Source organism: Phenylobacterium sp. J426, assembly GCF_024699945.1.
Lineage (GTDB): Bacteria > Pseudomonadota > Alphaproteobacteria > Caulobacterales > Caulobacteraceae > Phenylobacterium.
Genome location: NZ_JAJOMY010000001.1, coordinates 443,164 through 457,684, shown reverse-complemented (window position 1 = coordinate 457,684; position 14,521 = coordinate 443,164). Strand labels below are relative to the sequence as shown.

At 67.4% G+C, this 14,521-nt stretch carries 13 protein-coding genes and 1 pseudogene; 12 read left to right on the top strand and 2 right to left on the bottom strand.

Going from position 1 to position 14,521, the window contains the following annotated elements; genetic code table 11:
* Positions 1–21: 21 nt before the first annotated feature.
* Positions 22–1,071, bottom strand: a complete 1,050-nt coding sequence (locus tag LRS10_RS02415) for a type II glyceraldehyde-3-phosphate dehydrogenase (RefSeq protein ID WP_257835860.1) — start codon at positions 1,069–1,071, stop codon at positions 22–24.
* A gap of 943 nt (positions 1,072–2,014) precedes the next feature.
* Here LRS10_RS02415 and LRS10_RS02410 point away from each other — a divergent pair.
* The 10 genes from LRS10_RS02410 to LRS10_RS02365 all read left to right on the top strand — a co-directional run bounded on the left by LRS10_RS02410 (position 2,015) and on the right by LRS10_RS02365 (position 11,066).
* Positions 2,015–3,229: an FAD-binding oxidoreductase gene (locus tag LRS10_RS02410; protein ID WP_257835859.1), complete on the top strand. Its 1,215-nt coding sequence runs from the start codon at positions 2,015–2,017 to the stop codon at positions 3,227–3,229.
* Between the two features lies 1 nt (position 3,230).
* A complete protein-coding gene (locus LRS10_RS02405; RefSeq protein ID WP_257835858.1) occupies positions 3,231–3,917 on the top strand; it encodes a hypothetical protein in 687 nt (228 codons plus the stop codon).
* Positions 3,914–4,609: a cytochrome C gene (locus tag LRS10_RS02400; RefSeq protein ID WP_257835857.1), complete on the top strand. Its 696-nt coding sequence runs from the start codon at positions 3,914–3,916 to the stop codon at positions 4,607–4,609. The genes LRS10_RS02405 and LRS10_RS02400 overlap by 4 nt, the downstream gene beginning before the upstream one ends.
* Positions 4,610–4,849: 240 nt before the next feature.
* Positions 4,850–6,124 carry a hypothetical protein gene (locus LRS10_RS02395; protein WP_257835856.1) on the top strand — a complete coding sequence of 425 codons (1,275 nt, stop codon included), beginning with the start codon at positions 4,850–4,852 and terminating at the stop codon, positions 6,122–6,124.
* Between the two features lie 85 nt (positions 6,125–6,209).
* Positions 6,210–7,337 carry an MBL fold metallo-hydrolase gene (locus LRS10_RS02390; RefSeq protein WP_257835855.1) on the top strand — a complete coding sequence of 376 codons (1,128 nt, stop codon included), beginning with the start codon at positions 6,210–6,212 and terminating at the stop codon, positions 7,335–7,337.
* A gap of 50 nt (positions 7,338–7,387) precedes the next feature.
* Positions 7,388–7,576 (top strand): MBL fold metallo-hydrolase RNA specificity domain-containing protein, encoded by a 189-nt coding sequence (locus LRS10_RS02385; protein ID WP_257835854.1) that lies wholly within the window; start codon positions 7,388–7,390, stop codon positions 7,574–7,576.
* Entirely contained in the window at positions 7,573–9,096 is a 1,524-nt protein-coding gene (locus tag LRS10_RS02380; RefSeq protein ID WP_257835853.1) for a thymidine phosphorylase family protein, read from the top strand. The genes LRS10_RS02385 and LRS10_RS02380 overlap by 4 nt, the downstream gene beginning before the upstream one ends.
* A gap of 1 nt (position 9,097) precedes the next feature.
* On the top strand, positions 9,098–9,985 hold the full coding sequence (locus tag LRS10_RS02375) for a ribose-phosphate diphosphokinase (protein WP_257835852.1): 888 nt from the start codon (positions 9,098–9,100) through the stop codon (positions 9,983–9,985).
* Complete coding sequence (locus LRS10_RS02370; protein ID WP_257835851.1) at positions 9,978–10,430, top strand: MgtC/SapB family protein; 453 nt, start codon at positions 9,978–9,980, stop codon at positions 10,428–10,430. The genes LRS10_RS02375 and LRS10_RS02370 overlap by 8 nt, the downstream gene beginning before the upstream one ends.
* 66 nt (positions 10,431–10,496) lie before the next feature.
* Complete coding sequence (locus LRS10_RS02365) at positions 10,497–11,066, top strand: SRPBCC family protein (protein WP_257835850.1); 570 nt, start codon at positions 10,497–10,499, stop codon at positions 11,064–11,066.
* 273 nt (positions 11,067–11,339) lie between these two features.
* Here the strand turns inward: LRS10_RS02365 and LRS10_RS02360 are convergent.
* A pseudogene (locus LRS10_RS02360) lies at positions 11,340–13,694 on the bottom strand (heavy metal translocating P-type ATPase).
* Between the two features lie 92 nt (positions 13,695–13,786).
* Here LRS10_RS02360 and LRS10_RS02355 point away from each other — a divergent pair.
* Positions 13,787–14,065 (top strand): metal-sensitive transcriptional regulator, encoded by a 279-nt coding sequence (locus LRS10_RS02355; protein WP_066680674.1) that lies wholly within the window; start codon positions 13,787–13,789, stop codon positions 14,063–14,065.
* 131 nt (positions 14,066–14,196) lie between these two features.
* Positions 14,197–14,502 carry a hypothetical protein gene (locus tag LRS10_RS02350; protein ID WP_066680675.1) on the top strand — a complete coding sequence of 102 codons (306 nt, stop codon included), beginning with the start codon at positions 14,197–14,199 and terminating at the stop codon, positions 14,500–14,502.
* Positions 14,503–14,521 lie beyond the last annotated feature (19 nt).

The following is a 14,521-nucleotide window of genomic DNA, read 5'->3' as shown; positions in this document are numbered from 1 at the left end:
CCGCCGCTAGTGATGCGAACGCTAGCCCGGAGCAGGGCTGAAGGGATCGCGCCAGATCTGCAAGGCCTCGTCGGTCGCGCGTATCGATGCGGCCCCAGAGGGCTCGCGGCCGGCGAGCGCCCGGATGGCGTCGATCGTCTCAGGCACAACAATAGCCTGGTTGTCGACCATGTAGGTATAGAACACCTCATCGCCCTCCACGCGCAGCATGTCGGACCAAAGCGCAACCTCGTAGAGATCGCCCCGGGAGCGGCCGAGGTCCGCCATCAGCTCCTTGACCGCATTGATCGCGGCTAGGCCATAGCTGTCGGGCATGAGGAAAATGCGGGGTGACGCGCGGAAGGCGTCCAGCACCTCCTCCTTCGGGGCGCTTCGGGAAAGCTGAACCGACCAATAGTGGAGGTGGGCGATCGTCTCGGGGACCTTGACGGCCATGGTCAGCACATCGAGGTCCGGGTCGACCGTCTGAGCATCAGGACCTTGGTGGCTCGGGATCTCCGGTTCCGGGACGAGGGTGTTGATGATACCGCCAAGGTGACTCTCCCACGGGTCGGTGGCGCGCCGCATGAGCGTGCCGCGCGCGCGCCGGAGCAACCCAGCCCGCTTCAGGGCGGTCAAGGTCCGCACCGTCGCCGTCGTATTGCAGGAGACGACGCGGGTCGCGTCGAGGCCGACTGCGCTTTGATAGTTGGACTCCGCGACGAAGGAGTGACCGGTGACGCTGTGCTTTTCGCCGCCCTGCACGATGAACTTCCGGCCGAGTTGGCGATAGACCGGCACATTCTCCGCAGCGACCCGCTTGGGCGTGCAGTCTACGACGACATCCACGGTTCCAAGCAGATCCTGCAGACGCCCTTCCACGGCAATCCGATTTGCCGCGAGGTGCTCATGTGCTTCGGACGTGGCGGCGAACAGTGGGATATCCTTGCGGTGCAGGGCCCGCGTCCGCCAGTCTGCTGCGACGTCGGAGACGCCCACCAGGCGCATATCAGCCTGAGCACGCACAGCATCGGCAACACGTTTGCCGATCACCCCGTAGCCGTTGACGCCGACCCGAATCTCCCCTGCCATCTGGCACCTCCTCTTTTCGCTGGCCCCCCAGCAGCGCCTGGTGGGCGCTATGGCGGAGCCTTCTGTTGCTGTGGCGCTGTAAGGGACGCTCCATCGCAGCGTCTCTTACGTCTTGCCTTCAAAGCGGCCGAGCGTTTCGGCTAGAAGCGTTGCTATGGATAAGGGATCTGACCTGCATATGCACGGCACCCAGTCGGCGCCTCTCGTCACAGCCCTAAGAGCCGCCACCATCGCGGCTGTGGCTCTAACCGCCGCAACACCATCCACCTTCGCCTGGGCGCAGGCCCCCGCCGAGGACCACGCCGCTCATCATCCGCCGCCAGCTGGCGCGAACCCCGATGCGGCCTCAGGGATGAGCGGAATGAAGGCCCCCCAGCCCCACAATGGGCGCCGGTCCCCCAGCGGCGCCTGCGGCGGCCGGCGGTATGGGCGGCATGATGGGAGATATGATGGCGCCCTCTGGCATGGGCGGGGGCGCAGGCGAAGGCGCAGCGGGTTGCTGTGGCCCCATGGGGCCCAAGCCGTTCTACGCGTCTATGATGGACTTTCCGAAGCTCACCGACGAAGCCCGCGCGCGGATCCGGCCTGAGGCGCTGACGCGACTGGGATCAGGGTCGCAGGCGGTCACGGATGGGCAGGCGGCCCTGCATCGCGCCCAGGCGGCCAATGACGCCGCTGCCGCGCTCACCGCGCTGCGCGACGTCAGAGACGGTCTTTCGTTGGCGCAAAGCGGGGCCGGCGCGCTTCGGGCGCTCGAGGCGGGCCAGTCGCCTGAACAGACCGCTCTGGCCTGGTTCCGACACGAGATGACGCTGCCCCCGGCGGACCGCTCAGAGATGGCTGGCGGCTTTCGCGGTCTCTCCTGGCTGCACGTTCTGCTCATGATCCTTCTGGGCGCCGCTCTTACGGGGGGCGCTCTGGCTGCAATGGATCCGCGCGCGCCGTGTGGGGGGCGCTGGCCGAGCGGCTGACACCCGGCGCTCCAGCTGAGCCATCGACCGCTGAACCCGCAGCTTCGCCGGGTTCAGCCCCTGCTGTCATGTCCAAGGCGGCAGAAGCCGGAGCGCCCGCGCGGCGTCCCTGGATCGGCGTCCTGCGGATCAAGGCGATTTTCGACGAAACGCCCGGCGTGAAGACGTTCCGGCTGATGGAGCCAAACCTCGGCCCGTTCCCGTTCACTTTCCTTCCGGGACAGTACGCGACGGTCACCTCCGAGATCGATGGCAAGAAGGTCCGCCGATCCTACACCATCTCCTCTTCGCCCACGCAACGGGACTACATCGAACTGACCGTGAAACGTGAGCAATACGGATTGGAGTCTCGCCACCTCCACGACCGCGTCGACGCCGGCGATCTCATCGAGGTGGCCGCCCCCGCCGGGAGCTTCTTCTTCACCGGTCAGGAGGCGGAAGGCATCGTCCTGATCGCTGGCGGGGTTGGCATTACGCCTATGATGAGCGTGCTGCGCTATCTCACGGACCGCGCCTATCCCCACGACATCTACCTTCTCTACGGGGTGCGCACGCCCGCCGACATCATCTTCCGCGAGGAACTGGCGCATCTCGCGCGCCGGCACCCGAACGTCCACGTCACGATTGTCGTCTCTCAGCCCGAAGGGACCGAATGGGCTGGTTCAGTGGGGTTCATGACGCCCGAGTTCATCATCGCGGCCGTTCCGGAGATCGTCCGCCGCCGGGTCCATCTCTGTGGCCCGCCCGCGATGATGGAAGCGGTCAAGGGCGTCCTTCGCGGAATGGGCGTGCCCGACGATCAGGTGAAGACGGAGAACTTCGCGCCCCCGAAGGGTGGTCCAGTTCTGGAAACCCAGCCCCCCGCAGCCGAGGTCACGGCCGTCGTCGATGTCGCAGTCGTCTCTCCCTCGGCCCCGCCGTCGGCGCAGGCGACGGTGACCTTTTCCAAGTCCAACAAGTCCGGACGCCTGGCGCCCGATCAGTCGGTGCTGGAGGCCGCCGAGGCCATCGGCGTCGCCATCGACTACGAGTGCCGGGTCGGGATCTGCGGCCGCTGCAAGGTGCCACTGCGGCAGGGATCTGTGAGCATGGAGGTCCAGGATTCTCTGACGGAGGGGGAAAAGCGCGACGGGGTCATTCTCGCCTGCCAGGCGAAGTCCGTCGGCGACCTCGTTGTGGACGCGTGACATGACGCGAAGTGAGAAGGTCATTGTGGAAGGCCTGCTGAGCGCACTTGCGCTCACCGCGCCCGCCTTCCTGTTGCATTCAGCGCCGCGGTTTCCCGGGAGCTTGGCCGGCGGGGCCCTGGGCATAGCCGCAGCTGTGCTCTTTGTCGCCCTACTGGCGTACGCCCTCGTGAAGCGGCAGGGGCGGGTGAAGGCGCTGCTCAGCGCGCGGCGGGTCTCCCTTGGCGCGATTCTGACCTTCCACGTCTATGCCGGGGCGATCGGCGCGGTGCTGGGCGTCCTGCACTCAGGTCATAAGCTAGTGAGTCCCCTGGGGGTGGGGCTCATGGTCTCGATGCTTCTGGTCGTCGCCACCGGCTTTGTCGGACGCTACTTCCTCGTCGAGCTTGGCCAGGATTTGCGGGATCAACAACGCCAGCTCTCCGTGCTGAGGGATCGCTATGACAGCCTCGCGCTGTCCGCCGTCGGCCTGAAGGATGAGGTTGTGGTCGATCCCTCCGGCCTCAAGGTCAATCACCTGCTAGGCGCCATTTCCGACCTGGAGTTCGCCATCGGCGCCCGCGAGACTTTGAAGCGCGCGCTGAACCGGTGGGTGGTCGCCCACATCCTCGCCGCCATCGTCATGTACACGCTGCTCGCGCTGCACATCTGGTCCGGCGTCTACTATGGACTGAGGTGGCTCCCATGAAGCTGCCGGGCCAGATCTACGCGGCGCTGAGCGTATTCGGCATGGTCTTCGTCGCTGGGGTCGTGTGGACGCTTTGGCAAGGTGGCAGCCACGCCTTGCCTGGATGGACGGGCGCGGTGCGGCCGGGGGCCCTTTCCGAGGCCCACGCCTTCCTGGGCGACAAGTGTGAAAGCTGCCATGCGCCAGTCGCGGGTGTGACAGCGGAGAAGTGCGTCACCTGCCATGCGCCGGCGCCGGAGTTGCTGATGAAACCCGCGACCGCGTTTCACCAGAACATCGGGGACTGCAAAGGCTGTCACGTCGAGCACCAGGGTCGCGCCGTCCGGCCCACCAAAATGGATCACGCTGTGCTCGAGGCGGTCGCACGGCGGCGCGATGGCGGCTCGGGGAGCCTGCAGTGCGCCACGTGCCATGCGGTTCAAGATCCTCACGGCGGCTTCTTCGGCAAGCAGTGCGCCAGCTGTCACCAGACCGAGAGCTGGGAGATCAAGACCTTCCTCCATCCGAGTCCCAAGTCCACTGACTGCGCGCAGTGCCACAAGGCGCCGCCCAGCCACTACATGATGCACTTCGAAATGATGGACCGTCCCATCTCAGGCCAGAAGGGGGCTCGGGTCGAACAGTGTTACCTCTGTCACCAGACCGACTCGTTCAACAACATCAAGGGCGTTGGCATGGTAAAGGTACATTGACCCGGACGTATCACGACGTTGCGACCGCCCTAGATTCCCGACGTTGCTCATGAACCGTTTCAGCCATCTCTGCGCCTCCGGCCGAGGGACTTGTCGAGCCCGCCTGGGTCGCCGGCAATTCCATCGCCGCAATCAAGATCGCGATCAATGCGGGCGACGCGCCCGCCGAGCGGGTAGCGAAGATGCCGGGTTCTCGTCTGTTTCGTCCGGCTGATGTCGACTGGCTTAGAGGGGAGGGGCATGACCCACGACGATCGAGGTGTTGAAAACCGCGACGCCGTGCTCAACCGTGAGTGCTTCTGCATCACGCTGGATCGTGCCAGCCTCGTTGCGGCGATCCAGGCCGAAGCGCTGGACGCCGACCTCGCAGCGGCTCTGCTGGACGGCCGGCCGCACCTTTTCGCCGAAATGCCGGTGTTCCTCGCGCGCGCGGATCTGGACGCCATGCTTGCGGTCGTCGATGCGATCGAGGCGGCGGCCAGCGACCCCACCTATCAGGCGGCGGTGATGGCCTGGGCGCCCGAAATCGCGCGGCATGACTTCGGGCCCCGCGGCGTCTTCACGGGGTACGACTTCCATCTCGGCGCGAGCGGGCCGAAGCTGATCGAAGTCAACACCAACGCCGGCGGCGCCTTTCTGAACGCCTTCCTCGCCCGCGCCCAGGGTGCGTGCTGCCGCGAGGCGCGAGACGCAATCGAAGCGACGCCGGCCGCGAATTTCGAGGCGGCCGTGTGGCGGATGTTCGAGCAAGAGTGGCGGTCTCAGGGTCGCGCCAGTCAGCCGCGCACCCTCGCCATCATCGACGATCGCCCGACCGAGCAGTACCTCTTCCCTGAGTTCCTGCTCGCCCAGCGCGCGTTCGAGCGGCGCGGCCTGAAGGTCAGGATCGTCGATCCTGCAGAGTTGTCCTTCGCCCAGGGCCAGCTTCGGCACGGCGACGAAGCGATCGATCTGGTCTACAACCGGCTTGTCGACTTCGCGCTGGATGGCGAGAGACACCGGGCACTACGTGACGCCTATGTGGCGGGCGCTGTCGTTCTCACGCCCAATCCGCGCAACCACGCCCTCCTGGCGGACAAGCGGAACCTGACGGTGCTGTCCGATCCCGCCGCGCCCGCCGGTTGGGGACTGTCGCCCACCCAGCAGCGCAGTCTTTCGGCAGTGCCTCGAACGATCCTGGTGACCCCGGAGTCCGCGGAGGCCCTGTGGTCGGCTCGCAAACGCTACTTCTTCAAGCCGGCCGGCGGCCACGGCGGCAAGGCGGTCTATCGCGGCGACAAGATGACCCGCGGGGTCTGGGAGGAGGTGCAGCGCGGCGGCTATATCGCCCAGGAACTGGCCGCACCGACCGAGCGGCGCATTAGAATCGACGGCGAGGTCCAGGCGCTCAAGCTTGACGTACGTCTCTACACCTACGCCGGCTCGCCGCTCCTCGCCGCGGCGCGAGTCTATCAGGGGCAAACAACGAACTTCCGCACGCCGGGCGGCGGCTTTGCGCCCGTCTTCGTCACCTGAACGGGCGGAGAGCGGGCGCAGCTTTGATCTGGGGCAAGGGCGCAGCCGGCGGGGCGCGTATTCTGTAGCAGGGAGCGGAGGGCGCATGGCCAAATTGACGCTGACGTCGCTAGGCGGCGCGGGAACGGTGACGGGCTCGAAGCACCTGCTTGAGCTTGGGGGGCGAAGCCTGCTCGTGGACTGCGGGCTGTTCCAGGGTCTGAAGGCCCTGCGCCTCAAGAACTGGGAGCCGCTGTTCCGCGAGGCGGCCTCCATCGACGCCGTGGTGTTGACCCATGCGCACCTCGATCACTCCGGCTACCTGCCACGGCTGGTGCGAGAGGGCTTCCGAGGCCCAATCTACTGCTCGGCGGCAACGGCCGATCTGGCGGAACTCCTGCTGCTGGACAGCGCCAAGATCCAGGAAAGCGACGCCGAGTTCGCGAACCGGCATGGCTTTTCCAAGCACAAGCCCGCGCTCCCGCTGTACGGCAAGCATGACGCCGAACGCGCCATTGGCCAGCTCCGGCCCGTCGCCTTCGGCAAACCGGTGGACCTTGGACATGGCGCCACGGCCACGTTCCGCTACGCGGGCCACATCCTGGGCGCCGCAACCGTCGAGATTCGATGGGGCGGGAAGACCGTCGTCTTCTCGGGGGACCTCGGCCGCTACGACGATCCGATCACGCCCGATCCCGAGCCCGTGCCGCACGCCGACTACCTGATCGTGGAGTCCACCTATGGAGACCGTCGCCACGATCCGGTGGCGCCAGCGCAAGCGCTGCTGCAGGTGATCGAGCGCACGACCGCGCGGGGCGGCACTGTCGTGATTCCGGCGTTCGCCGTCGGGCGCGCCCAGGAGCTGCTCTACCTGCTATCGAAACTCAAGCAGGATGGGGCGCTGCCGTTGACGCCCATCTATCTCGACAGTCCCATGGCGACTGATGCGACCGATCTTCTGTGTCGCCATGGGGCCGATCACAAGCTGAGCGAGGATGTCTGCCGGGCATCTTGCGAGGTCGCGACCTATACGCGCGACGTCGAGGAGTCGAAGGCTCTAAGCCACAACAGCATGCCCAAGGTGATCATATCGGCCAGCGGCATGGCGACCGGCGGGCGCGTGCTGCACCATCTGAAGGCGTACGGCCCGGACGCCCGCAACACCGTGCTCTTCTCAGGCTATCAAGCGGCCGGAACCCGCGGGCAGGCGCTACTCGGGGGGCCCGCGAAGTGAAGGTCCACGGGCAGTGGATCCCCATTCGAGCCGAGGTGGCGAACCTCCCGATGCTCTCGGCCCACGCGGACGTGGACGAGATCATGCGGTGGCTGGCCGGCTTCAAGCGCCCGCCGGCCCGGACGTTCATCGTCCACGGGGAGGATGACGGCCCAGTCGGACTGAAGGCGCGCATCGAGGCGGACCTGGGGTGGGATTGCACGATCTCCGCTCAGGACGAAGCCTACGGCCTGTCGTGACTGTGGAGGCGCAACCCCGTTCTCCCACACCGACCCTGAAGGCTCGGCGGCTGGGACTGTTCACCCAGGACGACGCCGTCGTTCTCATGCGTTCGGACTGCCACGTCTGCCGCTCCGAGGGTCTCGGCCCGCGCTCGCAGGTGTTGCTAATGGCGAATGGGCGCGAGGTGCTCGCGCTTCTCTACCAGGTGTCCGGCGGCCTTCTTGGCCATGGGGAAGCGGGCCTGTCGGAAGCCGCCTGGGCGCGGCTGGGCATCGCCGAGGGGGCGGAGCTCACCGTGCGCCATCCGCCGCCCCTCGGCTCCCTCTCGGCGGTCCGGCGTCGGATCTACGGACAGCGGCTCGATCCGGCGGCGCTCCAGTCGATCGTCCGGGACGTCGCCGCCGCACGCTACACGGACGTTCACCTTTCCGCTTTCCTCACCGCCTGCTCGGCGCTCCCTCTGGACCTTGAGGAGACGGTCGGCCTCACGCGCGCGATGATCGAGGTCGGCGAGCGGCTGACCTGGCCATCGCCGATTGTCATCGACAAGCACTCGGTCGGCGGGCTTCCCGGCAATCGCACCACCCCGATCGTCGTGGCCATCGTCGCGTCGCACGGTCTGCTGATGCCGAAGACATCGTCGCGCGCGATCACCAGTCCCGCCGGAACGGCTGACACCATGGAGACGCTCGCCCCCGTCGACCTGGACGTCGCGGCCATGCGGCGCGTGGTGGACCGCGAGGGCGCCTGCCTGGTGTGGGGCGGGTCGGTCAGCCTCAGCCCCGCCGACGACATCCTGATCCGGGTGGAGCGGGTGCTGGACATCGACACGCGAGGCCAACTGATCGCCTCGGTGCTGTCGAAGAAGATCGCCGCCGGATCGACCCACATCGTGATCGATATACCGGTGGGCGCGACGGCCAAGGTCAGGACCGACGACGCGGCGGCCGAACTCGCCGCGGAGCTGACCGAGGTCGGGCGCGTGTTCGGCGTGGAGCTGCGGTGTGTCATGACCGACGGCGTGCAGCCGGTCGGGCGCGGGATCGGTCCTGCGCTGGAAGCGCACGACGTTCTGGCCGTGCTGAAGAACGATCCCCAGGCTCCGCAGGACCTGCGGCGGCGCGCCTGCATGCTGGCCGGCGCCGCGCTCGAACTCGCCGGCCGAACCGCCGCCGGAAAAGGGTTGGCGCTGGCCGAGACCACTCTTGCAGACGGACGGGCGTGGGCGAAGTTTCAGGCCATTTGCGAGGCTCAAGGCGGGCTGCGGCAGCCGCCGAAGGCCGCCTTGACGCACCCGGTTTTGGCATCCCGCGCAGGGCGGGTGACAAGCATCAACAACCGGACGCTGGCCAGGCTGGCCAAGCTCGCGGGCGCCCCGGACGCCAAGTCGGCAGGCGTCATGATGCACGCGCGGCTGGGCGACGACGTCGCCCAGGGACAAATGCTCATGACCGTGCACGCCGAGGCCGAAGGCGAGCTGGCCTACGCGCTCGAATTCGCCGCGGCGAACCCCGACATCGTGCAACTGGAGGCCTGACATGCGTCTCATGCTGGCTCTGCCGGGCCATGAAGCCTTCGCCGCCAAGCTCGCTGAGGCCGCCGGCGCCGAGCTCGGGCGGCTCGAGACGCGCCAGTTCCCCGATGGCGAGCACTACGTTCGCATCTTGGACGACCCGGCCGGCCGCCAGGTCGACATCGTCTGCAGCCTCGTGCGCATCGACAGCGTCATCCTGACGCTCCTGTTCGTCGCTGCGGCCGCGCGTGAGCAGGGCGCCAAACGGGTGACGCTGGTCGCGCCGTACCTCGGCTATATGCGCCAGGACAAGGCGTTCAAGGCGGGGGAGGCGGTGACGTCACGCGCGTTCGCGCGACTGCTTTCGGGCGCCTTCGACCGGCTGATCACCGTCGATCCCCATCTACATCGCTTCAAGGCCCTCAGCGACCTCTACACCATCCCCTGTGTGACCCTGCATTCGGCCGACCTGCTCGGCGCCTGGATCCGTTCCGAAGCCCCAAATGCGCTGGTGATCGGACCGGACAGCGAGAGTGAGCAATGGGCTTCGGACGTGGCCGCGGCCGCTGACGCCCCGGTGGTCGTGTTGCGCAAAGAGCGGTTCGGCGATCGCGACGTCAGGATCACCTTTCCCGACCTCACCGCATTCGCCGGCCGTCAGCCGGTGCTGATCGACGACATTGCGTCGTCCGGCCGTACCTTGACGGCGGCGGCCCGCGAGCTCGGCTTGCGGGGGTTCCCGCCCCCGATCTGCGCCATCGTGCACGCGATCTTCGGGGGCGACGCCCTGACCGAGGTCGCCGGCGCTTCGGCGCGCGTCGTCTCCACCGACGCAGTGCCGCACGCCACGAACGCCATCTCCGTGGCCCCGCTCATCGCGACCGTCCTGCGCGAGGAAGTCGCTGATGTCTGATCTCGACCTGGTCCTTCGGGTCGTCGCCGCCGCGGCCGTGGGCTTTCTGATCGGGCTCGAGCGGTCCCGACGGATCCGCTTCGTCGGCGCGCGCACTTTCGCGTTGATCGCCACAGCCGGCGCCATGGCCGGCATCATCGCCATGCGGCTCCACAGCGACGACGCGCGGGTCATCAGCACCGTGCTCCAAGGGGTGCTGATGGGGGTCGGATTCGTCGGCGCCGGCGTGATCATGCACCCGGCCTGCGGCCGCTCGATCCACGGCGTGACGACCGCCGCAGCGGTCTGGGTATCCGCGCTCGCGGGCTTCGCCGCCGGCCTCGGGGAGTGGCTGCTCATGGCGCTGGGCGCTGGACTGACCTTTATTCTCTTGATGGCGCCGGAGCCGTTCGCCGCCAAGACCCCGGCGGCGGAGGAAACGAAGGACAAAGCCCCGCGCCGCTAGCGCACTGGCGCGGTCGCGCCTGCGCCTCTCCGGCCGGCGTCACGCTACGATCGATTGGAGGTCGCCATGCCGAGAGCCAAGTCCGTTGGACCATCGCTGACCGGGGCCGGTGGCGGCGCCCGGCCCCAGGTCGGTGCGTTCCGCCATCGCCGCGAGGCGACCGCTCGGACGCCCGCGCGGCCGCGGGCCGTGTTCGACCGCCTGGACGACCAGACCCGGTTGGCCGAGCACATGGGCCGACCGTCCGTGATGATGGGCGGCGGTCGTATGACCTACGAGTTCGACGCGGGGCGTGGCCAGGCGGTGGGCTCGCACATCCGCATGGGCGGCGCGGCGTTTGGCTTGTCGCTCTTTGTCGACGAGGTGGTCACGGTCCGCGACCCGCCGCACCGTAAGGTCTGGCGCACAACGGGGGAGCCGAGGCTCCTGGTCATCGGCGGATACGAGATGGGCTTCGCCATCACCGAAGAGGGGGCCGGTTCGCGCCTGTCCGTCTGGATCGACTACGCCCTGCCGAGCCGGGGGTGGGCGAGGTGGCTTCCAGCCCTTGCGGGGCTTTACGCGCGCTGGTGCGTGCGTCGGATGGTGATCGACGCCGTCCAGCATTTCGCGTCGACCGAACGACAGTCGGCGTAGCGAGGGCTCACGTATGCGATGGCTGGCCAGCGCGCAGGCTCATCTCACATCGACGAAAGGGCTCGCCGCCGCCGTGCTCCTCATCCTGACGAGCTGCTCCGCAGAGCCCGGCGGCCCGCGGTCTGGCGAGGTCGCGCCTGCCGCCGCGGCGGACGAAATGGGGGAACCCCACGACCAGTCCGCCTTCGGGAAGGACCCGTCGCAAACCGACATCATGTCGCCGGACGAACCCGATTTGCACCCGGCGCCGCCGGCGGACGGGACCCGTCCGCGCTAGAGCTTCACGCTTCGTAGCCGCAAGGCGTTGGTCACCACGCTGACGCTGGACAGCGCCATGGCCGCCGCCGCGATCGCCGGCGAGAGCAGCCAGCCAAACACCGGGTAGAGGACGCCGGCCGCTACCGGCACGCCCGCCGCATTATAGACGAAGGCGAAGAAGAGGTTCTGGCGGATATTCCGCATCACGGCGCGGGACAGCCGCCGCGCCTTGACGATCCCCTGCAGATCGCCCTTCAGGAGGGTCACGCCCGCGCTCTCAATGGCCACGTCGGACCCCGCGCCCATGGCGATCCCAACTTCGGCCGCCGCCAGCGCCGGCGCATCGTTCACGCCATCTCCCGCCATCGCCACCTTGCGGCCCTCGGCGCGGAACTTCTCGACCACGGCCGCCTTGTCCTGCGGTAGAACCTCGGCCTCGACTTCGTCGATGCCGAGCTTGCGGGCCACGGCGAGCGCCGTGGTGCGGTTGTCGCCGGTCATCATGACGAGCCGCACGCCTTCGGCCTTCAGGAGGCGAACGGCTTCAGGCGTGGTGGCCTTGATGGGGTCTGCGATGGCGAACACCGCTGCAGCCTGTCCGTCCACCGCCATGAAGATTGCCGTAGCGCCGTCAGTGCGGAGCGACTCTGCCTGACTATCGAGTTCGCCGGTGATGACCCCCTGTTCCTTCAGAAACTTGCCGGATCCGAGCACCAGACGCCGCCCGTCGATCGAGCCCAGAACGCCCTTACCGACGGGCGAGTCAAAGTCGGACGGCTCTGAAAGGCTTAGCTTGCGATCGCTTGCGGCGCGGAGGATGGCGTCCGCGAGGGGATGCTCACTGCCACGCTCGAGGCTGGCGGCCAGGCGAAGCACTTCGGCTTCGTCCCAACCCGCGGCGGGCACGATGGCGGTGACCGCTGGCCGCCCCTCGGTGAGAGTTCCGGTCTTATCGATCACCAACGTGTCTATCTTTTCGAACCGCTCTAGGGCTTCGGCGTTTTTGATGAGCACGCCGGCCCCGGCGCCCGCGACCGACCCCCCACCATGATCGAGATCGGCGTCGCCAGTCCAAGTGCGCACGGGCAGGCGATGATCAGCACCGAGACCGCCGCGATGAGGCCGAAGGCAAACCTCGGCTCGGGACCAAAGACCCCCCAGCCGGCGAATGCCAGGACAGCGATCACGATCACCACTGGGACGAACCAGCCCGAGACTTGGTCGGCCATGCGCTGGATCGGCGCCCGAGAGCGCTGGGCCTGGGCGACCATGTGGACGATCTGCGACAGCAGGGTGTCGGCCCCGACCTTCTCGGCCCGCATCACGAAGGAGCCGGTCTTGTTGATCGAGCCGCCGACGACCTTGTCGCCCGCTTCCTTGGTCACGGGCATCGATTCCCCGGTGACCATCGACTCGTCGATCGAGACGCGGCCGTCCACGACCTCGCCGTCGACGGGGACTTTCTCGCCCGGCCGCACCCGCAGCTGGTCGCTCACCAGGATCTGGTCGAGCGTGACCTCTTCGTCAGTCCCATCCGTCCGGACCCGTCGCGCGGTCTTGGGCGCGAGGTCCAGCAGCGCCTTGATCGCACCCGAGGTCTGCTCGCGGGCCCGCAGTTCCAGCACCTGACCCAGCAGCACCAGGACCGTGATCACGGCCGCGGCTTCGAAGTAGATTGCAACGCTGCCATCGGTGCGCCGGAACGCCGACGGGAAGATGTGCGGGCGCCAGCGTGGCCACGACGCTGTAGGCCCAGGCCACCCCGATCCCCATGGCGATGAGGGTGAACATGTTGAGGTTGCGCGTCCGCAGGGACGCCCAGCCCCGTTCGAAGAAGGGCCAGCCGGCCCACAGCACGACGGGGGTCGCCAGGGCGAGCTGCACCCAGTTCGACGTCGTGGGCGAAATCCAGCGGTGCAGATCGAGAACATGCGCGCCCATCTCGAGCGCGAGAACGGGCAGGGTGAGGACGAGACCCACCCAGAACCGGCGGGTCATGTCGATCAGCTCGGGGTTCGGACCGCTGTCGGCGGTCGCGGTTTCCGGCTCGAGCGCCATGCCGCAGATGGGGCAGTTGCCCGGACCCTCCTTTCGGATCTGGGGGTGCATCGGACAGGTGTAGATCGTCCCTGCCGGCGCCGCAGCGGACGGGCCTTCATCCTTGGTCAGGTATTTCGCCGGATCGGCGACGAACTTGGTGCGGCACCCGGCCGAACAGAAGTGGAAGGTCTGCCCCGCATGCTCCGCGTGGTGCGGCGTGGTCGCCGGATCAACCGCCATGCCGCAGACCGGGTCGGTGACCGCCACGTCAGCCGCCTGGCGGTCCCTGGGGTCAGCATGATGATGGTGGGTATGGCCTTGACCGCTCATGGGGCCTCCTGTTCGGCGTATATATACCCCAGTGGGGCATGGATCAAATCGCGGCTTTCTGTATATTGCCGCACCGAGCGGCGGAGGCTTTGATGGAACGCACGAACAAGCCACGTCTGATCAACCGGCTGAACCGGGTTGAAGGGCAGGTGCGAGGCATCTCCCGCATGGTGGAGCAGGATCGCTACTGCCTCGACATCCTGACGCAACTGCACGCCGCGAGGGCGGCGCTGCGTCGGGTTGAGGGCGAACTCGTGAAAGACCACCTCGAACACTGCGTCGCTGGTGCGATGGCGGCCAGCGGCGACGTGGCGGAGCGCGAACAGAAGACAGCCGAGCTGGTCGAGCTGATCGGCAAGCTCCGGAACTGATGGCGCTGGCGTCCCGCCGCAGCGGCGCTTGATCGATATCAAGGTTGGGTTTGGAGGGAACGCTAGGGTTTGGCATATTTCAATCGAGGGCACGGCGAGCCGCTGTCCGCCGACCAGCAAAGGACACACCCATGCGTACCCTATTCGTCGCCATCGCGGCCCTCGGCCTCGCCACCGCCAGCCAGAGCTACGCGCAGCCGGAACACGGGGATCACAAGGCCGCGGCCGACGCCACCGTTTCGGTCAAGGATCCCGCCAACCCAACCCACGAAGAGTGCAAGAGCGTCATGGGCCGGAAGATGGACGGCCGCGTCATGCATGACCACGCCTCCATGAAAGGCACTCCCGGGGTCATGAAGATGAAGCCGCTCAGCAAGGCCGAGATGGATAAGATGCACGGAAAGTGCGCCGCAAAGATGGCTGAAGCCAAGAAGTAGGAAAGCGGCCGACCGGCTG